Source organism: Streptomyces sp. NPDC048734 (assembly GCF_043198675.1).
Taxonomy (GTDB): domain Bacteria; phylum Actinomycetota; class Actinomycetes; order Streptomycetales; family Streptomycetaceae; genus Streptomyces.
Window position 1 is genome coordinate 373006 of the sequence record NZ_JBICUZ010000006.1, and the last position, 22110, is coordinate 395115.

General features: G+C 71.1%; 22 protein-coding genes. 20 read left to right on the forward strand and 2 right to left on the reverse strand.

Annotation, left to right across the window (positions count from 1 at the left end):
• Positions 1–17 precede the first annotated feature (17 nt).
• Entirely contained in the window at positions 18–833 is an 816-nt protein-coding gene (locus tag ACGFQC_RS18895) for a peptidylprolyl isomerase (protein ID WP_363091360.1), read from the reverse strand.
• 179 nt (positions 834–1012) lie between these two features.
• Here ACGFQC_RS18895 and ACGFQC_RS18900 point away from each other — a divergent pair, with 179 nt between their 5' ends.
• The 18 genes from ACGFQC_RS18900 to nusB all read left to right on the forward strand — a co-directional run bounded on the left by ACGFQC_RS18900 (position 1013) and on the right by nusB (position 19463).
• Positions 1013–1720, forward strand: coding sequence for an MBL fold metallo-hydrolase (locus ACGFQC_RS18900; RefSeq protein WP_363091361.1), 708 nt, complete (start codon positions 1013–1015; stop codon positions 1718–1720).
• 13 nt (positions 1721–1733) lie between these two features.
• The gene (gene hisS / locus ACGFQC_RS18905; protein WP_363091362.1) at positions 1734–2996 is read left to right on the forward strand and encodes a histidine--tRNA ligase; all 1263 of its coding nucleotides are present in this window, start codon (positions 1734–1736) and stop codon (positions 2994–2996) included.
• A gap of 252 nt (positions 2997–3248) precedes the next feature.
• Positions 3249–3908 carry a vitamin K epoxide reductase family protein gene (locus tag ACGFQC_RS18910; RefSeq protein ID WP_363091364.1) on the forward strand — a complete coding sequence of 220 codons (660 nt, stop codon included), beginning with the start codon at positions 3249–3251 and terminating at the stop codon, positions 3906–3908.
• 96 nt (positions 3909–4004) lie between these two features.
• Positions 4005–5360 (forward strand): replication-associated recombination protein A, encoded by a 1356-nt coding sequence (locus tag ACGFQC_RS18915; RefSeq protein ID WP_363091366.1) that lies wholly within the window; start codon positions 4005–4007, stop codon positions 5358–5360.
• Positions 5361–5660: 300 nt separating this feature from the next.
• Positions 5661–6275, forward strand: coding sequence for a 30S ribosomal protein S4 (rpsD, locus tag ACGFQC_RS18920; protein WP_363091367.1), 615 nt, complete (start codon positions 5661–5663; stop codon positions 6273–6275).
• 178 nt (positions 6276–6453) lie between these two features.
• Positions 6454–6921, forward strand: a complete 468-nt coding sequence (locus ACGFQC_RS18925) for a DUF948 domain-containing protein (RefSeq protein WP_363091368.1) — start codon at positions 6454–6456, stop codon at positions 6919–6921.
• A 10-nt stretch (positions 6922–6931) separates the two neighbouring features.
• Complete coding sequence (locus ACGFQC_RS18930; RefSeq protein ID WP_363091369.1) at positions 6932–7279, forward strand: hypothetical protein; 348 nt, start codon at positions 6932–6934, stop codon at positions 7277–7279.
• On the forward strand, positions 7279–9951 hold the full coding sequence (gene alaS, locus ACGFQC_RS18935; protein WP_363091370.1) for an alanine--tRNA ligase: 2673 nt from the start codon (positions 7279–7281) through the stop codon (positions 9949–9951). The genes ACGFQC_RS18930 and alaS overlap by 1 nt, the downstream gene beginning before the upstream one ends.
• Positions 9952–9959: 8 nt before the next feature.
• Positions 9960–10424: a Holliday junction resolvase RuvX gene (gene ruvX, locus ACGFQC_RS18940; RefSeq protein ID WP_363091457.1), complete on the forward strand. Its 465-nt coding sequence runs from the start codon at positions 9960–9962 to the stop codon at positions 10422–10424.
• Positions 10425–10547: 123 nt separating this feature from the next.
• Positions 10548–12248: an endolytic transglycosylase MltG gene (gene mltG, locus ACGFQC_RS18945; RefSeq protein WP_363091372.1), complete on the forward strand. Its 1701-nt coding sequence runs from the start codon at positions 10548–10550 to the stop codon at positions 12246–12248.
• A 4-nt stretch (positions 12249–12252) separates the two neighbouring features.
• The gene (locus ACGFQC_RS18950) at positions 12253–13107 is read left to right on the forward strand and encodes a shikimate dehydrogenase (protein WP_363091373.1); all 855 of its coding nucleotides are present in this window, start codon (positions 12253–12255) and stop codon (positions 13105–13107) included.
• Positions 13108–13311: 204 nt separating this feature from the next.
• The gene (aroC, locus tag ACGFQC_RS18955; RefSeq protein WP_363091374.1) at positions 13312–14496 is read left to right on the forward strand and encodes a chorismate synthase; all 1185 of its coding nucleotides are present in this window, start codon (positions 13312–13314) and stop codon (positions 14494–14496) included.
• Entirely contained in the window at positions 14493–15008 is a 516-nt protein-coding gene (locus ACGFQC_RS18960) for a shikimate kinase (protein ID WP_363091375.1), read from the forward strand. Before aroC ends, ACGFQC_RS18960 begins: the two co-directional genes overlap by 4 nt.
• Positions 15005–16096, forward strand: coding sequence for a 3-dehydroquinate synthase (aroB, locus tag ACGFQC_RS18965; protein WP_363091376.1), 1092 nt, complete (start codon positions 15005–15007; stop codon positions 16094–16096). Before ACGFQC_RS18960 ends, aroB begins: the two co-directional genes overlap by 4 nt.
• Positions 16097–16277: 181 nt before the next feature.
• On the forward strand, positions 16278–17183 hold the full coding sequence (locus tag ACGFQC_RS18970) for a Pro-rich N-terminal domain-containing protein (protein ID WP_363091377.1): 906 nt from the start codon (positions 16278–16280) through the stop codon (positions 17181–17183).
• Between the two features lie 114 nt (positions 17184–17297).
• Positions 17298–18404 (forward strand): aminopeptidase P family protein, encoded by a 1107-nt coding sequence (locus ACGFQC_RS18975; RefSeq protein ID WP_363091378.1) that lies wholly within the window; start codon positions 17298–17300, stop codon positions 18402–18404.
• A 58-nt stretch (positions 18405–18462) separates the two neighbouring features.
• On the forward strand, positions 18463–19029 hold the full coding sequence (efp, locus tag ACGFQC_RS18980) for an elongation factor P (RefSeq protein ID WP_020117452.1): 567 nt from the start codon (positions 18463–18465) through the stop codon (positions 19027–19029).
• A 2-nt stretch (positions 19030–19031) separates the two neighbouring features.
• Entirely contained in the window at positions 19032–19463 is a 432-nt protein-coding gene (nusB, locus tag ACGFQC_RS18985; protein ID WP_363091379.1) for a transcription antitermination factor NusB, read from the forward strand.
• Positions 19464–19679: 216 nt separating this feature from the next.
• Here nusB and bldD read toward each other — a convergent pair whose 3' ends face one another.
• The gene (gene bldD, locus ACGFQC_RS18990; protein WP_020128858.1) at positions 19680–20180 is read right to left on the reverse strand and encodes a transcriptional regulator BldD; all 501 of its coding nucleotides are present in this window, start codon (positions 20178–20180) and stop codon (positions 19680–19682) included.
• Positions 20181–20434: 254 nt separating this feature from the next.
• Here bldD and pyrR point away from each other — a divergent pair, with 254 nt between their 5' ends.
• Positions 20435–21046: a bifunctional pyr operon transcriptional regulator/uracil phosphoribosyltransferase PyrR gene (gene pyrR, locus ACGFQC_RS18995; protein WP_363091380.1), complete on the forward strand. Its 612-nt coding sequence runs from the start codon at positions 20435–20437 to the stop codon at positions 21044–21046.
• Between the two features lie 82 nt (positions 21047–21128).
• The gene (locus ACGFQC_RS19000; RefSeq protein WP_363091381.1) at positions 21129–22109 is read left to right on the forward strand and encodes an aspartate carbamoyltransferase catalytic subunit; all 981 of its coding nucleotides are present in this window, start codon (positions 21129–21131) and stop codon (positions 22107–22109) included.
• Position 22110: the final 1 nt, after the last annotated feature.

Here is a 22110-nt window from a genome sequence, read left to right on the forward strand (position 1 = left end):
GGTCGACCGCCCCGTCGTCAGGACTTGGTGACCGTCGCCTTGTCGATCACCACGGTCGCGTTGGGGGCACCGTCGCCGGCTCCCGTGTTCTCGCCCGCGGCGGCGATCTTCTTGAGGACGGCCATGCCGGCCTCGGAGACCGTGCCGAACGGCGTGTAGCTGGGCGGGAGCTGGCTGTCCTCGTAGACGAGGAAGAACTGGCTGCCGCCGCTGTCGGGCTGGCTGGTGTTGGCCATCGCGACCGTGCCGGCCGGGTAGACGTTCGCCTTGAGGCTCGTGTCCTTCAGGTTCTCGTCCGGGATGGTGTAGCCGGGCCCGCCGCTGCCGCTGCCCGTCGGGTCGCCGCACTGGAGCACGAAGATGCCGTTGGTGGTGAGCCGGTGGCACTTGGTGTGGTCGAAGTAGCCCTTGCCGGCGAGGAAGTTGAACGAGTTCACGGTGTGCGGGGCCGCCGACGTCTTCAGCGCGACGTCTATGTCGCCGCAGGTCGTGGCCAGCTTCATCGTGTACTTCGCCGACTTGTCGATCGTGATCGCCGGCTCCTTCTTCCACGTCTGCGTCTTGACCGCGCCCTCGGCGGGCTTCTCGCACGGGTCCTTGACGGCGCTGGGCGAGGCCGACGGGCTCGCCTCGGAGCTCGCGTTCGCCTTGTCGTCGTCCTTGAGGACGCCGGTCGTGTACAGCGCCAGACTGCCCACCAGAACCACGCCGAGGACCGACGCGATCACCGCGTTGCGAGCGCGTGCCTTGCGGCGCAGGGCCGTACGGCGCTGCTGCTGCCGCAAGAACTTCTCCCGGGCGAGCTGACGCTTGCGCTGTTCCTGGGTGACCACCGGGTTCTCTCCTCGTGCGTCTCGTATGTCCACCGGTACGCGTGCGTCCAGTGAGCCGACCGCCTGCGTGTGCCCCGTACCGTATATGGGTTCGCTGAGGAATCGGCAGCGCCGGTAGGCTCTGACCGCAGGCGCAGCCGCTCCCAAGCCACCCGTATCGACACAAACGAAGGACGATCGTGCTCATTGCCGGGTTCCCCGCCGGGGCCTGGGCGACGAACTGTTACCTCGTCGCCCCCGCCGCCGGTGAGGAGTGCGTGATCATCGACCCGGGCCACCAGGCGGCCCCCGGAGTCGAGGAAGCGATCAGGAAGCATCGGCTCAAGCCCGTCGCCGTCGTCCTCACCCACGGCCACCTCGACCACGTGGCCTCGGTCGTCCCGGTCTGCGGGGCGCACGACGTCCCGGCCTGGATCCACCCCGAGGACCGGTTCATGATGAGCGACCCCGAGAAGGGGCTCGGCCGGTCCATCGGCCTGCCGCTGCTGGGAGAGCTCACCGTGGGGGAGCCCGACGACGTCCGCGAGCTGACGGACGGGGCGAAGCTGGAGCTGGCGGGTCTGGAGTTCTCCGTCGCGCACGCGCCGGGCCATACCAGGGGGTCGGTGACCTTCCGGATGCCCGAGAGCGCGGACGTCCCGCCCGTCCTCTTCTCGGGCGACCTGCTGTTCGCCGGCTCCATCGGACGCACCGACCTGCCCGGTGGCTCCATGGACGACATGCTCGAGTCGTTGGCCCGCGTGGTCCTTCCGCTCGACGACTCCACCGTGGTGCTGCCCGGTCACAATGAGCACACGACCATCGGCCGGGAACGCGCCACCAACCCGTATCTGCGGCAGGTGGCCCCCAGCCAGGGAGCCCCCGAGGCTCCCCGACGAGGAATGTGACGAGAGACCTCCCGTGAGTACCTTCCAGGCCCCCAAGGGCACGTACGACCTCATCCCGCCGGACAGCGCCACGTACCTGGCCGTCCGCGAGGCGATCGCCGCCCCGCTGCGCAACTCCGGCTACGGCTACATCGAGACGCCCGGCTTCGAGAACGTCGAGCTGTTCGCGCGCGGTGTCGGCGAGTCCACCGACATCGTGACCAAGGAGATGTACGCCTTCGAGACCAAGGGCGGCGACCGGCTCGCGCTGCGCCCCGAGGGAACGGCGTCGGTCCTGCGCGCCGCCCTCGAGGCCAACCTCCACAAGACGGGCAACCTCCCGGTCAAGCTCTGGTACTCCGGCTCGTACTACCGCTACGAGCGCCCGCAGAAGGGCCGCTACCGCCACTTCTCCCAGGTCGGCGCCGAGGCGATCGGCGCCGAGGACCCGGCGCTGGACGCGGAGCTGATCATCCTGGCCGACCAGGCGTACCGCTCCCTGGGGCTCAGGGACTTCCGCATCCTGCTCAACAGCCTGGGCGACAAGGAGTGCCGCCCGGTGTACAGGGAGGCGCTGCAGACCTTCCTGCGCGGCCTGGACCTCGACGAGGACACGCTCCGCCGCGCCGAGATCAACCCGCTGCGGGTCCTCGACGACAAGCGCCAGGACGTCCAGCGGCAGCTGGCCGGGGCCCCGCTGCTGCGCGACTACCTCTGCGACGCCTGCAAGGCGTACCACGAGGAGGTCCGCGAGCTGGTCACGGCGGCCGGCGTCGTCTTCGAGGACGACCCGAAGCTGGTCCGCGGCCTGGACTACTACACCCGCACCACCTTCGAGTTCGTCCACGACGGCCTCGGCTCGCAGTCCGCGGTGGGCGGTGGCGGGCGCTACGACGGCCTGTCCGAGATGATCGGCGGCCCCGCGCTGCCGTCCGTCGGCTGGGCACTGGGCGTCGACCGCACGGTCCTTGCGCTGGAGGCGGAGGGCGTCGAGCTCGAACTCCCCGCCACCACCAGTGTGTTCGCCGTACCGCTCGGCGAGGAGGCCCGCCGGGTGCTGTTCGCGAAGGTCTCCGAACTGCGCAAGAACGGGGTGGCCGCGGACTTCGCCTACGGCGGCAAGGGCCTCAAGGCCGCGATGAAGGCGGCCAACCGTTCAGGCGCCCGGTACGCGCTGGTCCTGGGTGAACGCGACCTTGCCGAGGGCGTCGTCCAGCTCAAGGACATGGAGTCCGGCGAGCAGACGGCGGTCGGCGTGAACGAGGTCGTGGCCGAGCTGGAGTCACGGCTCGGCTGACGGGCAGGCGTGGGGCGCCGGACATCTCCTCGGAGGTCCGGCGCCCCCGTCGTGTCCGGGGGGCGGGCCCGGCCCGCCGCCCCGTCCGGCCGGTGTCCGGAGCCGGACACCCGGTACAGCTGTCCGAAACCGAACACCCGTACCGGGTCTCACCTTCATCCTTATGGGGAGCGAACGGTGCGCACGCGCGCGTGTGCGGCACAATGGCCGTGCCCGAAGAAGGTCCAAGTCTCAAGTGACGGAATCGGCGTGATGAGCAAGACGACAGTCAACGACGTCTCCACCGAGCCCGGTCCGCGACGCGCCGAGTCGGCCGCGACCGGGACGGCGGGCGGCAGCCGGGCGTTCGCCCTGCTGCTGGTGATCACCGGCGCGGCCGGACTGCTCGCCGCGTGGGTCATCACCATCGACAAGTTCAAGCTCCTCGAGGCCAGGGTCGAGGGCAAGACCTTCACCCCCGGGTGCAGCCTCAACCCCGTCGTCTCCTGCGGCAGCGTCATGGAGAGCGACCAGGCCTCGGTCTTCGGCTTCCCCAACCCGATGCTCGGCCTCGTCGCCTACGGCATCGTCGTCTGCGTCGGCATCAGCCTGCTCGCGGGTGCCCGCTTCCCGCGCTGGTACTGGCTCACCTTCAACGCCGGCACGCTCTTCGGGGTCGTCTTCTGCGCCTGGCTGATGTTCCAGTCCCTGTACCGCATCAACGCCCTGTGCCTGTGGTGCTCCCTGGCCTGGGTCGCCACGATCTTCATGTTCTGGTACGTGACCTCGTTCAACGTCCGCAACGGCTTCCTGCCCGCCCCCGGCTGGCTCAAGAGCTTCTTCGGCGAGTTCACCTGGGTCCTGCCCGTGCTGCACGTCGGCATCATCGGCATGCTGATCCTGACCCGCTGGTGGGACTTCTGGACCAGCTGACCCGGCCGGGGCCCCGGCCGCACCGGGCAGATCCGGCCGACCAGGGCCTCCCGGCGGCCGACGGCATTGTCGGTGCGGTGAACTAGGGTTTTCAGCGTGGAGCCCGATCTGTTCACCGCCGCAGCCGAAGAACGCCAGGAGAAGGACCCCGCCGGGAGCCCTCTGGCGGTCCGGATGCGCCCGCGCACCCTCGACGAGGTCGTGGGCCAGCAGCACCTGCTGAAGCCGGGCTCACCCCTGCGCCGCCTGGTCGGCGAGAGCGCCAGGGGCCCGGCCGGTCCCTCCTCGGTGATCCTCTGGGGCCCGCCGGGCACCGGCAAGACCACCCTGGCCTACGTCGTCTCCAAGGCCACCGACGCCCGCTTCGTCGAACTGTCCGCGATCACCGCCGGCGTCAAGGAGGTCCGTGCCGTCATCGACGGCGCCCGCCGCGCCACCGGAGGCTTCGGCAAGGAGACCGTCCTCTTCCTCGACGAGATCCACCGCTTCAGCAAGGCCCAGCAGGACTCCCTGCTGCCCGCCGTCGAGAACCGCTGGGTCACCCTGATCGCGGCCACCACGGAGAACCCGTTCTTCTCGGTCATCTCGCCCCTGCTCTCCCGCTCGCTCCTCCTCACCCTCGAACCGCTCACCGACGACGACCTGCGCGGCCTGCTGCGGCGCGCGGTGGCCGACGACCGCGGTCTGAAGAGCGCCGTGGACCTCCCCGAGGACACCGAGGACCACCTCCTGCGCATCGCCGGCGGCGACGCCCGCCGTGCCCTCACCGCCCTGGAGGCCGCAGCCGGGGCCGCCCTGGACAAGGGCGAGACGCGGATCTCCCTCGCCACCCTGGAGGAGACGGTCGACCGGGCCGCCGTGAAGTACGACCGCGACGGTGACCAGCACTACGACGTCGCCAGCGCCCTGATCAAGTCGATCCGCGGCTCCGACGTCGACGCGGCCCTGCACTACCTGGCCCGCATGATCGAGGCGGGCGAGGACCCCCGTTTCATCGCCCGCCGTCTGATGATCTCCGCCAGCGAGGACATCGGCCTGGCCGACCCCGGCGCCCTGCCGATCGCGGTCGCCGCCGCCCAGGCCGTCGCCATGATCGGCTTCCCCGAGGCCGCCCTCACCCTCAGCCACGCCACCATCGCCCTGGCCCTCGCCCCCAAGTCGAACTCCGCGACGACCGCGATAGGCGCCGCCCTGGACGACGTACGCAAGGGGCTGGCCGGGCCCGTGCCGGCGCACCTGCGGGACGGGCACTACAAGGGAGCCGCCAAGCTGGGGCACGCGCAGGGGTACGTGTACCCGCACGACCTGCCCGAGGGGATCGCCCCCCAGCAGTACGCCCCGGACGCCATCAAGGACCGCCGGTACTACGAGCCGACCCGGCACGGCGCGGAGGCGCGGTACTCGGACGCCGTGGAGTGGACCAGGAGGCACCTCGGTCGCAAGCGGGACTGAGCACCCTGTAAACTCGCTCGGAGTGCTGTGTCCCGCGCTGTCAGAACGGGACGGTCAGCCGGAGCCCGGTCCCTCGCGGACCGGCTCCAGGAGCGTCGCGCACCGTCGAACGGTGTCGCGGGCAGCCCACCACCAGCCGGGGTTCCGGTCAGGGTCGGTGGGCCACTCGCGTGCTGCACGTATGTGCCCAGACCAGGGGAGCGGCTGCCCGGCAGGTCCCCCGTGGACCCGGCGGGTCTCCCCGGCTGCGGATGCGACCTCCTTCAACCCTGACAAGCCGAAACCAGGAAATGAGAGACAGTGGCGAACCAGTCCCGCCCCAAGGTCAAGAAGTCGCGTGCCCTCGGCATCGCGCTGACCCCGAAGGCCGTCAAGTACTTCGAGGCCCGCCCCTACCCGCCGGGTGAGCACGGCCGTGGCCGCAAGCAGAACTCGGACTACAAGGTCCGTCTGCTCGAGAAGCAGCGTCTGCGCGCGCAGTACGACGTGTCCGAGCGCCAGCTCGTCCGCGCCTACGAGCGTGCCTCCAAGGTCCAGGGCAAGACCGGTGAGGCCCTGATCATCGAGCTCGAGCGTCGTCTCGACGCGCTGGTCCTGCGTTCGGGCATCGCCCGCACGATCTACCAGGCCCGCCAGATGGTCGTCCACGGCCACATCGAGGTCAACGGCCAGAAGGTCGACAAGCCCTCGTTCCGCGTCCGTCCCGACGACGTCGTGATGGTCCGCGAGCGCAGCCGCGAGAAGACCCTCTTCGCGGTCGCCCGTGAGGGTGGCTTCGCCCCCGACGGCGAGACCCCGCGCTACCTCCAGGTGAACCTCCGCGCCCTGGCCTTCCGCCTGGACCGCGAGCCGAACCGCAAGGAGATCCCGGTCATCTGCGACGAGCAGCTGGTCGTCGAGTACTACGCCCGCTGATCCTCCGGCGGCCGCAGGACCTCTGTGCCCGGACCCGCCGTCCCCCCGCCCTTCCGGGCGGTCGGGGCGGCGGGTCCGCGCATGTCCAGGGCCGTGGCCGCGCCACGGCCCGCGCCGCCGGTTAATCCGGTGCGGACCGGTCCCGGCGGCGCGATAGGCTCGGTGCACGACTTTTCCGATGCAGAGGCACGTTTCAGGGAGCGGGTGCACAGTGTCCGGTGGAGAGGTGGCCGGCATCCTGGTGGCCGTGTTCTGGGCGATCCTGGTCTCCTTCCTCGCGGTCGCGCTGGCGAGACTGGCCCAGACGCTCAAGGCCACCACCAAGCTGGTCGCGGACGTGACCGACCAGGCCGTACCGCTGCTGGCGGACGCCTCCACGGCGGTCCGCTCGGCGCAGACCCAGATCGACCGGGTCGACGCGATCGCCTCGGACGTCCAGGAGGTCACCTCCAACGCCTCCGCGCTCTCCACCACGGTCGCCTCCACCTTCGGCGGCCCCCTGGTGAAGGTCGCCGCCTTCGGTTACGGCGTCCGCCGGGCCCTCGGCGGACGCAAGGAAGACGGGCCCGCCAAGGCGCCCCGACGCACCGTGATCGTGGGCCGGACCGTCCCGGCCCAGCGGTGGGGCAAGCGGAAGAAGGACTGAGACTCAAGCGATGTTCCGCCGTACGTTCTGGTTCGGCACCGGTGTCGCCGCCGGTGTCTGGGCCACCACCAAGGTCAACCGCAAGCTGAGGCAGCTGACCCCCGAGAGCCTCGCCGCGACCGCGGCCAACAAGGCGCTCGAGACGGGAGCGCGCCTCAAGGACCGCGCGGTGGGCTTCGCGCTCGACGTCCGCGACAACATGGCCCAGCGGGAGGCCGAACTGGGGGACGCGCTCGGGCTCCGCCCGGACCCCGAACTCCCCGCCCCCCGGCGGTACACCGCCATCGAGAACCACCCCAGCAAGCCGAAGCACGTCGACGACACGACGTACCCGTACAACCGGAATGAGGACCACTGATGGAGTCGGCTGAGATCCGCCGCCGCTGGCTGAGCTTCTTCGAGGAGCGCGGGCACACCGTCGTCCCTTCGGCGTCGCTCATCGCGGACGACCCGACTCTGCTCCTGGTCCCCGCCGGCATGGTGCCCTTCAAGCCCTACTTCCTGGGTGAGGTCAAGCCGCCCTTCCAGCGCGCCACCAGCGTGCAGAAGTGCGTGCGCACGCCCGACATCGAAGAGGTCGGCAAGACCACCCGCCACGGCACGTTCTTCCAGATGTGCGGCAACTTCTCCTTCGGTGACTACTTCAAGGAAGGCGCCATCTCCTACGCCTGGGAGCTGCTCACCACGCCCCAGGACAAGGGTGGTTACGGCCTGGAGCCGGAGAAGCTCTGGATCACCGTCTACAAGGACGACGACGAGGCCGAGCGCATCTGGCACGAGGTCGTCGGGGTGCCGAAGGAGCGCATCCAGCGCCTCGGCATGAAGGACAACTACTGGTCCATGGGCGTCCCCGGCCCGTGCGGTCCCTGTTCCGAGATCAACTACGACCGCGGCCCCGAGTTCGGCGTCGAGGGCGGCCCCGCCGTCAACGACGAGCGGTACGTGGAGATCTGGAACCTCGTCTTCATGCAGTACGAGCGCGGCGAGGGCATCGGCAAGGACAACTTCGAGATCCTGGGCGACCTGCCGAGCAAGAACATCGACACGGGCCTCGGCATGGAGCGCCTCGCCATGATTCTGCAGGGTGTGCAGAACATGTACGAGATCGACACCTCCATGGCCGTCATCAAGAAGGCCACCGAGCTGACCGGCGTGGCCTACGGTGACGCCCACGAATCGGACGTCTCCCTGCGCGTGGTCACCGACCACATGCGCACCTCCGTGATGCTCATCGGTGACGGCGTGACCCCCGGCAACGAGGGCCGCGGCTACGTGCTGCGCCGCATCATGCGCCGCGCCATCCGCAACATGCGTCTGCTCGGTGCCACCGGTCCGGTCGTCAAGGACCTGATCGACACGGTCATCGAGATGATGGGCCAGCAGTACCCGGAGCTCGTCTCCGACCGCGAGCGGATCGAGAAGGTCGCCGTCGCCGAGGAGAACGCCTTCCTCAAGGCCCTCAAGGGCGGCACGAACATCCTCGACACCGCCGTCACCGAGACCAAGCAGGCCGGCGGCAGCGTCCTGTCCGGTGACAAGGCCTTCCTGCTCCACGACACCTGGGGCTTCCCGATCGACCTCACCCTGGAGATGGCCGCCGAGCAGGGGCTGTCCGTGGACGAGGACGGCTTCCGCCGCCTGATGAAGGAACAGCGCGAGCGCGCCAAGGCCGACGCCCAGGCCAAGAAGACCGGCCACGCCGGCGCCGGCGCCTACCGCGAGATCGCCGACAAGGCCGGCGAGACCGACTTCATCGGCTACACCGACACCGAGGGCGAGACCACGGTCGTCGGCATCCTCGTCGACGGCGTCTCCTCCCCGGCCGCCACCGAGGGCGACGAGGTCGAGATCGTCCTGGACCGCACCCCGTTCTACGCCGAGGGCGGCGGTCAGATCGGCGACACCGGCCGCATCAAGATCGACACCGGTGCCGTCGTCGAGATCCGCGACACCCAGAAGCCGGTGCCGGGTGTGTACGTCCACAAGGGCGTCGTCCAGTTCGGCGAGGTGACCGTCGGAGCCAAGGCCCACGCCTCCATCGACGGCCGCCGCCGTACGGCCATCGCCCGCGCCCACTCGGCCACGCACCTCACCCACCAGGCCCTGCGCGACGCCCTCGGCCCGACGGCCGCCCAGGCCGGTTCCGAGAACCAGCCCGGCCGCTTCCGCTTCGACTTCGGCTCTCCCGCCGCCGTCCCGACGGCCGTGATGACCGACGTCGAGCAGAAGATCAACGAGGTGCTCGCCCGCGACCTGGACGTGCACGCCGAGATCCTCAGCCTCGACGAGGCCAAGAAGCAGGGCGCCATCGCCGAGTTCGGCGAGAAGTACGGCGAGCGGGTCCGCGTCGTGACCATCGGCGACTTCTCCAAGGAGCTGTGCGGCGGCACCCACGTGCACAACACCGCCCAGCTCGGCCTGGTGAAGCTGCTCGGCGAGTCGTCGATCGGTTCGGGCGTGCGCCGTATCGAGGCCCTCGTGGGCGTCGACGCCTACAACTTCCTGGCCCGTGAGCACACCGTCGTCGCCCAGCTCCAGGAACTGATCAAGGGCCGCCCGGAGGAGCTCCCGGAGAAGGTCTCCGCCATGCTCGGCAAGCTGAAGGACGCCGAGAAGGAGATCGAGAAGTTCCGCGCGGAGAAGGTCCTCCAGGCCGCCGCCGGTCTCGCCGGCTCCGCCAAGGACGTCCGCGGCATCGCGCTCGTCACCGGGCAGGTTCCGGACGGCACCACGCCGGACGACCTGCGCAAGCTGGTCCTCGACGTGCGCGGCCGCATCCAGGGCGGACGGGCCGCCGTGGTGGCCCTGTTCACGGTCAACAACGGCAAGCCGCTCACGGTCATCGCCACCAACGAGGCCGCCCGCGAGCGCGGCCTCAAGGCCGGCGACCTGGTCCGTACGGCGGCCAAGACCCTCGGTGGCGGCGGTGGCGGCAAGCCGGACGTCGCCCAGGGCGGCGGCCAGAACCCGGCCGCCGTCGGCGAGGCCGTCGACGCCGTCGAGCGGCTCGTGGCGGAATCGGCCAAGTGAGCCGTCCCATGCGCAAGGGCCGTCGTCTCGCCGTCGACGTCGGGGACGCCCGGATCGGGGTCGCCTCGTGCGACCCCGACGGGATCCTCGCCACCCCGGTGGAGACGGTCCCCGGCCGTGACGTCCCGGCGGCCCACCGCCGGCTCCGGCAGCTCGTCGAGGAGTACGAGCCGATCGAGGTCGTCGTCGGTCTCCCCCGCTCCCTCAAGGGGGGCGAGGGCCCGGCCGCGGTCAAGGTGCGCGCCTTCGCCCAGGAGCTGGCCAAGGGCATCGCGCCGGTCGCGGTCCGGCTGGTCGACGAGCGGATGACGACGGTGACGGCCAGTCAGGGACTGCGCGCCTCGGGCGTGAAGTCCAGGAAGGGACGTTCCGTCATCGACCAGGCGGCCGCTGTGATCATCCTTCAGCAGGCCCTGGAATCCGAACGGGTGTCAGGCTCGGCACCCGGCGAGGGCGTCGAAGTGGTCATCTGATCGCGATACGGTAACGTTCCGCGCGATGCGGTGGTGTTCGAACAGCGACCGCACAGAAAGAGGCGGGACGGTAGCCGGGGCCCATGAGCCCCGCGACCGCCGCCTCGCGGCTCTAGGGGATCGATGACTGAGTATGGCCGGGGCCCTGGCTCCGAACCGTGGCATCCGGAGGACCCGTTGTACGGGGACGGCGGATGGGAAGGGCAGCAGGGCCACACCGGCCACCAGCCTGCCTACGGCGGCCAGCCGCAGCACCAGTACCCGCAGCAGCCGCAGCAGGAGTACGCGGACTGGAACAACGGCCAGCCGCAGCAGTACGACCAGCAGCAGTACCAGCAGTCCTACGAGCAGCAGCAGTACGCCGCTCCGGGCCAGCAGTACGCCCACCGTGACCAGCAGGCCTACCAGGAGGGCGGCTGGGACGGCACCGGCAGCCACGCGCAGGTCCCGTACGCCGCCGACCCCGGTGACCCGTACGGCCAGCAGGCCGCGGCCTACGGCGCCGAACAGCCCGACCTCTACGGGACGCCGGACGCGTATCCGCCGCCGGAGCCGCCCGCGCGCAGGCGCGCCGAACCGGAACCGGAGGCGGAGCAGCCGCGGCCCGACTGGGACCCCGGTCCCGACCAGGGCGAGCACGCCTTCTTCGCGGGCGGCGGGGCGGACGACGAGGACGACGACGAGCCGGAGGCGCGCGGCGACCGACGCGGTCGCGGCGGCAAAGGGTCCAAGGGGGCCAAGAGCAAGAAGAGCCGCAACGGCTGTGCCTGCCTGGTCGTCCTGCTGGTGTTCGGCGGCGGCCTCGGCGGCGTCACCTACTTCGGCTACCAGTTCTACCAGAACCGTCACAGCGCGGCGCCGGACTTCGCGGGCGACGGCACCAGCCAGACCGTCAGCATCGAGGTCCCGAAGGGCGCCCGCGGCGTCGACATCGGCCGCAAGCTGAAGGAGGCCGGTGTGGTGAAGAGCGTCGACGCCTTCGTGTCCGCCTTCACCACCAACGACGGGGACCAGATCCAGGCGGGCGCGTACATCCTCAGGAAGGAGATGTCCGCCAAGAGCGCCGTGGAGATGATGCTCGACCCCAAGAGCCAGGCCAACGTGATGGTCACGCCCGGTCAGCGGAACATCACCGTCTACAAGGCGATCGACACCAAACTCGGCCTCGCCGCCGGCACCACCAGGGACGTCGCGGAGAAGGACTTCAAGAACCTCGGCCTGCCCGACTGGGCGAACGCCGACGGCGACGTCAAGGACCCGCTGGAGGGCTTCCTCTACCCCGGCACCTATCCCGCGGCCAAGGGCATGAAGCCCGCCTCGGTCCTCAAGCAGATGGTCGGCCGGGCCGACGAGGCCTACGGCAAGTACGACCTCGAGGCCAAGGCCAAGGCGCTGAAACTGGAGAACCCGCTCCAGGTCGTCACGGTCGCGAGCCTGGTCCAGGCGGAGGGCAAGACGCACGACGACTTCCGCAAGATGGCGGAGGTGGTCTACAACCGTCTCAAGCCGACGAACACCGAGACCAACCAGCTGCTCCAGTTCGACTCGACCTTCAACTACCTGAAGAACGAGAGCAACATCCACATCAGCGAGTCCGAGATCAACAGCAACCAGGACCCGTACAACACGTACACCCAGAAGGGCCTTCCGCCGGGACCGATCGGGAACCCCGGGGCCGAGGCACTGACGGCGGCGCTGACTCCGACGAGCGACGGCTGGATCTACTTCGTGGCGACCGACGGTGAGAACAAGACCGAGTTCGCCAAGACCTACGCGGAATTCGAGCGGCTCAAGGACAAGTTCAACGAGAGCGCCGGTAACTGAGAACATGACCGCCATCACCGGACCCGGGCCCGTCCGCCGGCACCGCGCCGCCGTGCTCGGCAGCCCCGTCGCCCACTCCCTCTCCCCGGTGCTGCACCGTGCCGCGTACCGGGCGATGGACCTGACGCAGTGGACGTACGACCTCTTCGACGTGGACGAGGCGGCCCTGCCCTCCTTCGTCGAGGGACTCGGGGCCGAGTGGGCCGGGCTGTCGCTGACCATGCCGCTCAAGCGCGCGGTCGTCCCCCTGCTGGACGAGGTCAGCGAGACGGCGGCCGCAGTCGAGGCGGTCAACACCCTGGTGTTCACCGAGGACGGCCGCCGCGTCGGCGACAACACCGACATCCCCGGCATGGTCGCCGCCCTGCGCGAGCACGGCGTCGAGCAGGTCGACTCGGCCGCGATCCTCGGCGCCGGCGCCACCGCCTCCTCCGCGCTGGCCGCGATGTCCAGGATCTGCGCCGGCGAGGTCGTGGTCTACGTGCGCAGCGCGGACCGCGCCGCCGAGATGCGGCAGTGGGGCGAGCGCCTCGACGTCGACGTCCGCACGGCCGACTGGGCCGACGCGGCCGAGGCGCTGCGCGCCCCCCTGGTGATCGCCACCACTCCCGCGGGCGCCACCGACGCGCTCGCCACCGCCGTGCCGGAGCGGCCCGCCACCCTCTTCGACGTGCTCTACCACCCCTGGCCGACCGAACTGGCCGCCCGCTGGTCGATGTTCGGCGGCGCCGTGGTCAGCGGCCTCGATCTGCTGGTGCACCAGGCGGCGCTCCAGGTGGAGCGGATGACCGGGCGCTCCCCGGCCCCCGTGGACGCGATGCGGAAGGCCGGGGAGCACGCGCTCGCCTCCCGCCCGTAGCGGGGATCTCCGCCACGGGTCCGGCTCGCGGGGGCCCGCCCGCCGGCAGCCGACGTCCGCCAGATGGACCGGCGGCCGGTTCCGGGTGGTGGACGTGGGAGGATCGGGGGTGGCGGACCAGGGTCGCGCACCCGGTCGCGCCGTTGCCGTACGCGAGGACGCGCGTACGCAGGGCAGTACCAGGCGCGAGACTGAGGAGCACCGTTGAGCAGGTTGCGCTGGCTGACCGCGGGGGAGTCCCACGGTCCCGCACTCGTGGCGACGCTGGAGGGCCTTCCCGCCGGCGTGCCGATCACCACGGAGATGGTGGCGGACCATCTGGCGAGGCGCCGGCTCGGCTATGGGCGCGGTGCGCGGATGAAGTTCGAGCGGGACGAGGTGACCTTCCTCGGCGGCGTCCGCCACGGCCTCACCCTCGGTTCCCCGGTCGCGGTCATGGTGGGCAACACCGAGTGGCCGAAGTGGGACCAGGTCATGGCGGCCGACCCGGTCGACCCCGAGGTGCTCGCCGGGCTCGCCCGCAACGCGCCGCTGACCCGCCCCCGCCCCGGCCACGCCGACCTGGCAGGCATGCAGAAGTACGGCTTCGACGAGGCCCGGCCGATCCTGGAGCGCGCCTCCGCGCGCGAGACGGCCGCCCGCGTCGCCCTGGGCGCCGTCGCCCGGTCGTACCTGAAGGAGACGGCCGGCATCGAGATCGTGTCCCACGTCGTGGAGATCGCCGCCGCCAAGGCGCCGTACGGCGTGTACCCGACCCCCGCCGACGTCGAGAAGCTCGACGCCGACCCGGTGCGCTGCCTGGACGCGGACGCGTCGAAGGCGATGGTCGCCGAGATCGACCAGGCCCACAAGGACGGCGACACCCTCGGCGGAGTCGTCGAGGTGCTCGCCTACGACGTGCCGGTGGGCCTGGGCTCGCACGTGCACTGGGACCGCAAGCTGGACGCCCGGCTGGCCGGTGCCCTCATGGGCATCCAGGCGATCAAGGGCGTCGAGGTCGGCGACGGCTTCGACCTCGCGCGCGTGCCCGGCTCGCAGGCGCACGACGAGATCGTCGGCACCCCCGAGGGGCTCCGGCGGGCCTCCGGCCGCGCCGGCGGCACCGAGGGCGGTCTGTCCACCGGCGAACTGCTGCGCGTGCGCGCGGCCATGAAGCCCATCGCCACCGTGCCGCGCGCGCTGCGCACCGTGGACGTGGCCACCGGCGAGGCGACGCAGGCCCACCACCAGCGCTCCGACGTCTGCGCCGTGCCGGCGGCCGGCATCGTCGCCGAGGCCATGGTCGCGCTCGTCCTCGCGGACGCCGTCGCGGAGAAGTTCGGCGGCGACAGCGTCGCCGAGACCCGCCGCAACGTGCGGTCGTACCTCGACCACCTCCCCGTCCGATGAGCGGGCCGCTGGTCGTCCTGGTCGGGCCGATGGGCGTCGGCAAGTCCACCGTCGGTCAGCAGCTGGCCGAGCGGCTCCAGGTCGCCTACCGGGACACCGACGACGACATCGTCGCCGGACAGGGCCGTTCCATCGCCGACATCTTCGTCGAGGAGGGCGAGCCCGCCTTCCGCGCCGTCGAGAAGGCGGCCGTGCTGCGCGCGCTCGCCGAGCACGACGGCGTCCTGGCGCTCGGCGGCGGCTCGATCCTCGACGAGGAGACGCGCGGCCGGCTGGCCGGGCAGCGGGTGGTCTACCTGTCGATGGACGTCGAGGAGGCCGTCAGGCGGACCGGCCTCAACACGGCCCGCCCGCTGCTCGCCGTCAACCCGCGCAAGCAGTGGCGCGAGTTGATGGAGGCCCGCCGGCACCTCTACGAAGGGGTCGCCACCGCGGTCGTTCCGACGGACGGCCGTACGCCCGAAGAGGTCACCCAGGCAGCCCTGGACGCGTTGGAGTTGAAGGAAGCATGAGTGAGGCAGTGACGCGGATCCGGGTCGGCGGCAGCGCCGGCTCCGAGCCGTACGAGGTGCTGGTCGGCCACCGGCTCCTCGGCGAGCTGGGCGGGCTGATCGGCGACCGTGCGAAGCGGGTCGCGGTGATCCACCCCGAGGCGCTCGCCGAGACCGGGGAGGCGCTCCGCGCCGACCTGGCCCAGCAGGGCTTCGAGGCGGTCGCCATCCAGGTGCCCAACGCGGAGGAGGCCAAGACCGCCGAGGTCGCGGCCTACTGCTGGAAGGCCCTCGGCCAGTCCGGGTTCACCCGCACCGACGTCGTGGTGGGCGTCGGCGGCGGCGCGACCACCGACCTCGCCGGGTTCGTGGCCGCCACCTGGCTGCGCGGGGTGCGCTGGATCGCCGTCCCGACCACCGTGCTCGCCATGGTGGACGCGGCCGTCGGCGGCAAGACCGGCATCAACACCGCCGAGGGCAAGAACCTCGTCGGCGCCTTCCACCCGCCGGCCGGCGTGCTCTGCGACCTGGCCGCGCTGGACTCCCTGCCGACCCACGACTACGTCTCCGGGCTCGCCGAGATCATCAAGGCCGGCTTCATCGCCGACCCGGTCATCCTCGACCTCATCGAGGCCGACCCCGAGGCCGCCCGCACCCCGGCCGGCCCGCACACCGCCGAGCTGATCGAGCGCTCCATCCGGGTCAAGGCGGACGTCGTCTCCTCCGACCTCAAGGAGTCGGGTCTGCGGGAGATCCTCAACTACGGGCACACGCTCGCCCACGCCATCGAGAAGAACGAGCGCTACAAGTGGCGGCACGGCGCGGCCGTCTCGGTCGGCCTGCACTTCGCCGCCGAGCTGGGCCGCCTGGCCGGCCGGCTGGACGACGCCACGGCCGACCGCCACCGCACCGTGCTGGAGTCGGTGGGGCTGCCCCTGCACTACCGTCACGACCAGTGGCCCAAGCTGCTGGAGAACATGAAGGTCGACAAGAAGTCCCGCGGCGACCTCCTGCGCTTCATCGTCCTCGACGGCCTGGCCAGGCCCACCGTCATCGAGGGCCCCGACCCGGCCGTGCTGCTCGCCGCGTACGGCGAGGTGGGCGAGTAAGTCCGCAGGGTCCCCATCCGTCCGATTCGCTTGGCGCACCGGGCACTTCACACCGCCCCCGGCCGTTCACCAAAGGACGGCCGGGGGCGGTACCGTTCGGGGGGAAGCCAGGGCCCGCACCCTCGCGGCCAGCGTCAATCGCCTGTACGAGACGGACCTGTACGAGACGGAGTGGCACCGGATGCAGCACGCAGTGGGTTCTCCGCTGCCGCCGCCCCATCAGCCGGGGCACGGACCTGCCGTCGGCTGGTCGCCGGCCGCGCAACACCCGGGTGGTCCGCACCAGCCCGCCGGCCACCCCGGACGGCCCGTGCCCCCGCCGCCCCCGGGCTTCACCGCCCCGCCACCGGGCCCGCTCCAGCCCGCGCCCCCGGCCCCGCCCGCCGCGCACCCCCCGGCTCCGCAGCACGCTCCGCTCCCGCGGCACGCTCCGCCGGGCGGCGACGTCACCGGGCATGTGCCGCTGCCCCCCGGCGGCCCCGTCGGCATGCCGAGCGCGCCGCCGGCCCCCGCGGCGCCCGACCCGGCGGCCACGACGCTCGCGGTGCTGCTCATCGGACCGGCCGGCGCCGGGAAGACCAGCGTCGCCAAGTTCTGGGCCGACCACCGCCGGGCGCCCACCGCCCACATCAGCCTCGACGACGTCCGCGAATGGGTCCGCTCCGGCTTCGCCGACCCCCAGTCGGGCTGGAACGACCACTCCGAGGCGCAGTACCGCCTGGCCCGCCGTACCTGCGGCTTCGCCGCGCGCAACTTCCTCGCCAACGGCATCTCGTGCATCCTGGACGACGCGATCTTCCCCGACCGTCCGGCCGTCGGGCTCGGCGGCTGGAAGCGGCACGTGGGGCCCGGCCTGCTCCCGGTCGTCCTGCTCCCCGGCCTCGAAGTCGTCCTGGAACGCAATGCGGAGCGCTCCGGCAACCGCCGCCTCGCGGACGAGGAGGTCGCCCGCATCCACGGGCGCATGGCCGGCTGGTACGGCTCCGGACTCCCGATCATCGACAACTCCCTGCTGGACGTCCCGACGACGGCACGGATCCTGGACGACGTGCTGACGCGGGCGATAGCCAGCCCGCCGAGCTGGTGATCACACCGGTGACCACCGCGATGCGGTAGACGCGGCAGGAGGCCCCGCCCCCCGTCCAACCCGCTCGGCGCAGCCCAACCGGCACAATCCGGACAAGCCTCCTACGCTCGACACATGTCAGAGGTGTACGCGGCTCGCCGCAAACGGCTCAGGGAACGGTGCAGTGCCGGCGGCAGCGCGAGCGCACTGATCTCCCGTCCCGCCAATGTGAGATACCTCGCGGGCGCGGCCCCCCAGGGCGCCGTCCTGCTGCTGAGTGCGGACGAGGAACTCCTCGTGTGCACGGACCCACCCGACGACCGGCCCCACGAGGGCAGGCCCGACGAGGCCCTCAAGGTGCAGGTGCTGTCCCGCTCCGGAGGCGATCCCGCGGTGGCCGCCGCGGGCATCCTCACGGACCGAGGCGCCGACTCCCTGGCGGTCGAGGAACACCACCTCACGGTGGCCCGGCACCGCGCCCTGCGGTCGGTCGCGCCCCGGCTGCGCCTCGCCGACCTCGGTGGTGCCGTGGAGCAGTTGAGGGTCGTCAAGGACGAGGAGGAGATCTCCTGCCTGCGCATCGGCGCCGAGATCGCCGACCAGGCCCTCGGCGAACTGCTGGAGTCCATCCTCGTCGGCCGTACCGAACGCCACCTCGCCCTGGAGCTGGAGCGCCGCCTCGTCGACCACGGAGCCGACGGCCCCGCCTTCACCCCGTCCGTGGGTACCGGCCCGAACTCGGGGCGGCGGGGCCACCGGCCCACCGACCGACGTGTGGAGGAGGGCGATTTCCTGTCGGTCTGCCTCGGGGCGACGTACCGCGGCTACCGCTGCGAGATCGGTCGCACGTTCGTCATCGGCACCTCTCCCGCGGAGTGGCAGATCGAGCTGTACGACCTCGTCTTCGCCGCTCAGCGGGCCGGACGCGAAAGCCTGGTGCCCGGCGCCGCGTACCGCGACGTGGACCGTGCGGCACGGCAGGTGCTGGACTGCGCGGGGTACGCCGAGGGCCTCACGGCACTCACCGGGCACGGTGTGGGACTCGAAATCGAGGAGGACCCGCAGCTGGCCCCCACGGCCATGGGTAAACTGGACGCTTGCGTGCCGGTCACCGTCGAACCGGGGGTCCACCTCCCGGGCCGGGGCGGTGTCCGGATCGATGACACGCTCGTCGTGCGCCCCGAGGCGGACGGCGGACCCGAGCTACTCACCATCACGACCAAGGAGCTGCTCGCACTATAGCTACAGGCAGGTGCGTGCCCCCGGGGTCGTCCACGTCAGTCCAGGAGATTCCGCAACCGTGGCTTCCACGAACGACCTCAAGAACGGCCTGGTGCTCAAGCTCGAAGGCGGCCAGCTCTGGTCCGTCGTCGAGTTCCAGCACGTCAAGCCCGGCAAGGGCCCGGCCTTCGTGCGCACCAAGCTCAAGAACGTGCTGTCCGGCAAGGTGGTCGACAAGACCTTCAACGCCGGCGTCAAGGTCGAGACGGCCACTGTCGACAAGCGCGACATGCAGTTCTCCTACATGGACGGCGAGTACTTCGTCTTCATGGACATGGAGACCTACGACCAGCTCATGGTCGACCGCAAGGCCGTCGGCGACGCCGCCAACTTCCTGATCGAGGGCTTCACGGCCACCGTCGCGCAGCACGAGGGCGAGGTGCTCTTCGTCGAGCTGCCGGCCGCCGTCGAACTCGTCGTCCAGGAGACCGAGCCGGGCCTGCAGGGCGACCGCTCCACCGGCGGCACCAAGCCCGCCACCCTGGAGACCGGTCACCAGATCCAGGTCCCGCTCTTCATCACCACCGGTGAGAAGATCAAGGTCGACACCCGTACGAGCGACTACCTCGGCCGGGTGAACAGCTAACCGTGGCTGCCCGCAACACGGCCCGCAAGCGCGCCTTCCAGATCCTCTTCGAGGGCGACCAGCGTGGCGCCGACGTCCTGACGGTCCTCGCGGACTGGATCCGGCTCTCCCGGGCCGACACCCGGCAGCCTCCGGTGAGCGAGTACACGATGCAGTTGGTCGAGGGCTTCGCGGAGCACGCGCGGCGCATCGACGAGCTGCTCTCCCAGTACTCGGTCGGCTGGACGCTCGACCGGATGCCGGTCGTCGACCGCAACATCCTGCGGCTCGGCGCGTACGAGCTGATCTGGGTCGACGAGACCCCGGACGCCGTCGTCCTCGACGAGATGGTGCAGCTGGCGAAGGAGTTCTCCACGGACGAGTCGCCCTCGTTCGTGAACGGCCTGCTCGGCCGGCTGAAGGAGCTCAAGCCGTCGCTGCGCCGGGAGGCGTGAGCGGTTACCGCCTACGCCGGAGGGCCCGTGGACAGCACGTCCGCGGGCCCTCCGGCATGTCCCCGGTCGGTCCCGACCCGTCGGTGTTCCCGGGGGCGTGGGGGGCCCTTCGGGAAACTCGGGGGGCCCCCCGCGCCGGCCAACCGCCCCGGGGGCGGCCGAAACGTTGCGGACCGCCCCCCCGGGCGCCACGTTTCTGCTGAGGCGCCGCGGCGCTCAGCCCTCCTCGTGGGAGACGGCGCGACGCGCGTCCGCGTCCAGGACGCCCCAGCTGATCAGCTGTTCGGTCAGGACCGAGGGCGACTGGTCGTAGATGACGGCGAGCGTGCGCAGGTCGTCCTGGCGGATCGAGAGCACCTTGCCGTTGTAGTCGCCGCGCTGCGACTGGATCGTGGCCGCGTACCGCTGGAGGGGGCCGGCCTTCTCGACCGGCACGTGGGCCAGCCGCTCCAGGTCCAGGACCAGCTTCGGCGGCGGCTCGGCGGCACCGCCCGGCGTGGTGCCCGGGAGCAGCTCCTGCACGGGAACACCGTAGAAATCGGCCAGCTCCGCAAGGCGCTGCACGGTGACGGCGCGGTCGCCGCGCTCGTACGAACCGACCACGACCGCCTTCCACCGTCCCTGGGACTTCTCCTCGACACCGTGGAGGGAAAGGCCCTGCTGGGTGCGGATCGCCCGGAGCTTGGCCCCGAGCTGTTTGGCGTATTCGCTGGACATATAGCTCCCCGGCACTGGGTCGACGCGACTGGGTGAGGTTTCCATGCCGCGCGGCTGGTAACTCACTGTGAGGTTACGCAGCGTGATTCTTCCGCGTCAAGCCGAATGGTCCACACCGACTCTTCCGTGGGATCCGCACCCCGTTGGGCCAAAGGGGTGAACGGAGGTGCCTCCTCGGCCTGCTACCGTGGATGGCGCAAATCCGACGTCCTTTAAGGTCCGTCCCGTGAGGCGGAGAAGGAGGTCCGTTTCCTATGGACACGTACGACAATCAGGACGGGCGAGACCCGCAGGGCACGCACGCAGGTCAGGACGCGCGGCCCGTCCTCGAAGGCCCCGACATCGCGCGGGTGCTGACCCGCATCGCCCACGAGATCGTCGAGCGCGCCAAGGGCGCCGACGACGTGGTCCTCCTCGGCATCCCGACCCGGGGCGTCTTCCTCGGCCGCCGGCTCGCCGCCAAGCTCGAGCAGATCACCGACCGCAAGATCCCGGTCGGCTCCCTCGACATCACCATGTACCGCGACGACCTGCGCATGCACCCGCCGCGCGCGCTCGCCCGCACGGAGATCCCCGGCGACGGGATCGACGGCAAGCTGGTCGTCCTCGTCGACGACGTGCTCTTCTCCGGCCGCACCATCCGCGCCGCCCTCGACGCCCTGAACGACATCGGGCGCCCCCGCGCGGTGCAGCTCGCGGTCCTCGTCGACCGCGGTCACCGCGAACTGCCCATCCGCGCCGACTACGTCGGCAAGAACCTCCCCACGTCGCTGCGGGAGACGGTCAAGGTCCAGCTGGCCGAGGAGGACGGTCGCGACACCGTGCTGCTCGGTGTCAAGCAGACCGCCCCGGGCGCACCGCACTAGCACTCCGGCACACGTCCCCCGAGTGCGTGCCCCCACGCGCCCGCATGCCCGAAAACTCCCCATGTCCTACGGAGCCTGACAGATGCAGCGTCATCTCATCTCGGCCGCCGACCTCACCCGCGACGACGCCGTCCATGTCCTCGACACCGCCGAGGAGATGGCCCGGGTGGCGGACCGGCCCATCAAGAAGCTGCCGACCCTGCGCGGCCGCACCATCGTCAACCTCTTCTTCGAGGACTCCACCCGGACCCGGATCTCCTTCGAGGCCGCCGAGAAGCGCCTGTCCGCGGACGTCATCAACTTCTCCGCCAAGGGCTCCAGCGTCTCCAAGGGCGAGTCGCTCAAGGACACCGCCCAGACCCTGGAGGCCATGGGAGTCGACGCCGTCGTCATCCGGCACGGCGCCTCCGGAGCGCCGTACCGCCTCGCCACCTCCGGGTGGATCGACGCGGCCGTCGTCAACGCCGGTGACGGCACCCACCAGCACCCCACCCAGGCGCTGCTGGACGCCTTCACCATGCGCCGCAGGCTCGTCGGCCGCGACGCCGGGCTCGGCCAGGACCTGTCCGGCAAGCGCATCACCATCGTGGGCGACGTCCTGCACAGCCGGGTCGCCCGCTCCAACGTCGACCTGCTGCACACCCTCGGCGCCGAGGTCACCCTCGTCGCCCCGCCCACCCTGGTGCCGGTCGGCGTCGAGACCTGGCCCTGCGAGGTGTCGTACGACCTCGACAGCACGCTGCCCAAGTCCGACGCCGTGATGATGCTGCGCGTCCAGCGCGAGCGGATGAACGCCGCGTTCTTCCCGACCGAGCGCGAGTACTCGCGGCGCTACGGCCTCGACGGCGACCGGATGGCGCGGATGCCCGGGCACGCCATCGTGATGCACCCCGGCCCGATGGTCCGCGGCATGGAGATCACCGCCGAGGTCGCCGACTCCGACCGCTGCACCGTCGTCGAACAGGTCGCCAACGGAGTGTCGATCCGGATGGCCGTCCTCTACCTGCTCCTGGGCGGGAACGAACCCGCCGTCAGCCACGCCCGTACCACCGAGGAGAAGTAAG

What these genes read in the sequence shown, in the direction of transcription:
- ACGFQC_RS18910 (WP_363091364.1), top strand. Translation starts at nt 3,249, where the DNA reads ATGAGCAAGACGACAGTCAACGACGTCTCCACCGAGCCCGGTCCGCGA.
- ACGFQC_RS18925 (WP_363091368.1), top strand. Translation starts at nt 6,454, where the DNA reads ATGCAGAGGCACGTTTCAGGGAGCGGGTGCACAGTGTCCGGTGGAGAG.
- ACGFQC_RS18930 (WP_363091369.1), top strand. Translation starts at nt 6,932, where the DNA reads ATGTTCCGCCGTACGTTCTGGTTCGGCACCGGTGTCGCCGCCGGTGTC.
- alaS (WP_363091370.1), top strand. Translation starts at nt 7,279, where the DNA reads ATGGAGTCGGCTGAGATCCGCCGCCGCTGGCTGAGCTTCTTCGAGGAG.
- ruvX (WP_363091457.1), top strand. Translation starts at nt 9,960, where the DNA reads ATGCGCAAGGGCCGTCGTCTCGCCGTCGACGTCGGGGACGCCCGGATC.
- mltG (WP_363091372.1), top strand. Translation starts at nt 10,548, where the DNA reads ATGACTGAGTATGGCCGGGGCCCTGGCTCCGAACCGTGGCATCCGGAG.
- ACGFQC_RS18950 (WP_363091373.1), top strand. Translation starts at nt 12,253, where the DNA reads ATGACCGCCATCACCGGACCCGGGCCCGTCCGCCGGCACCGCGCCGCC.
- ACGFQC_RS18960 (WP_363091375.1), top strand. Translation starts at nt 14,493, where the DNA reads ATGAGCGGGCCGCTGGTCGTCCTGGTCGGGCCGATGGGCGTCGGCAAG.
- aroB (WP_363091376.1), top strand. Translation starts at nt 15,005, where the DNA reads ATGAGTGAGGCAGTGACGCGGATCCGGGTCGGCGGCAGCGCCGGCTCC.
- ACGFQC_RS18970 (WP_363091377.1), top strand. Translation starts at nt 16,278, where the DNA reads ATGCAGCACGCAGTGGGTTCTCCGCTGCCGCCGCCCCATCAGCCGGGG.
- ACGFQC_RS18975 (WP_363091378.1), top strand. Translation starts at nt 17,298, where the DNA reads ATGTCAGAGGTGTACGCGGCTCGCCGCAAACGGCTCAGGGAACGGTGC.
- bldD (WP_020128858.1), bottom strand. Translation starts at nt 20,180, where the DNA reads ATGTCCAGCGAATACGCCAAACAGCTCGGGGCCAAGCTCCGGGCGATC.
- pyrR (WP_363091380.1), top strand. Translation starts at nt 20,435, where the DNA reads ATGGACACGTACGACAATCAGGACGGGCGAGACCCGCAGGGCACGCAC.
- ACGFQC_RS19000 (WP_363091381.1), top strand. Translation starts at nt 21,129, where the DNA reads ATGCAGCGTCATCTCATCTCGGCCGCCGACCTCACCCGCGACGACGCC.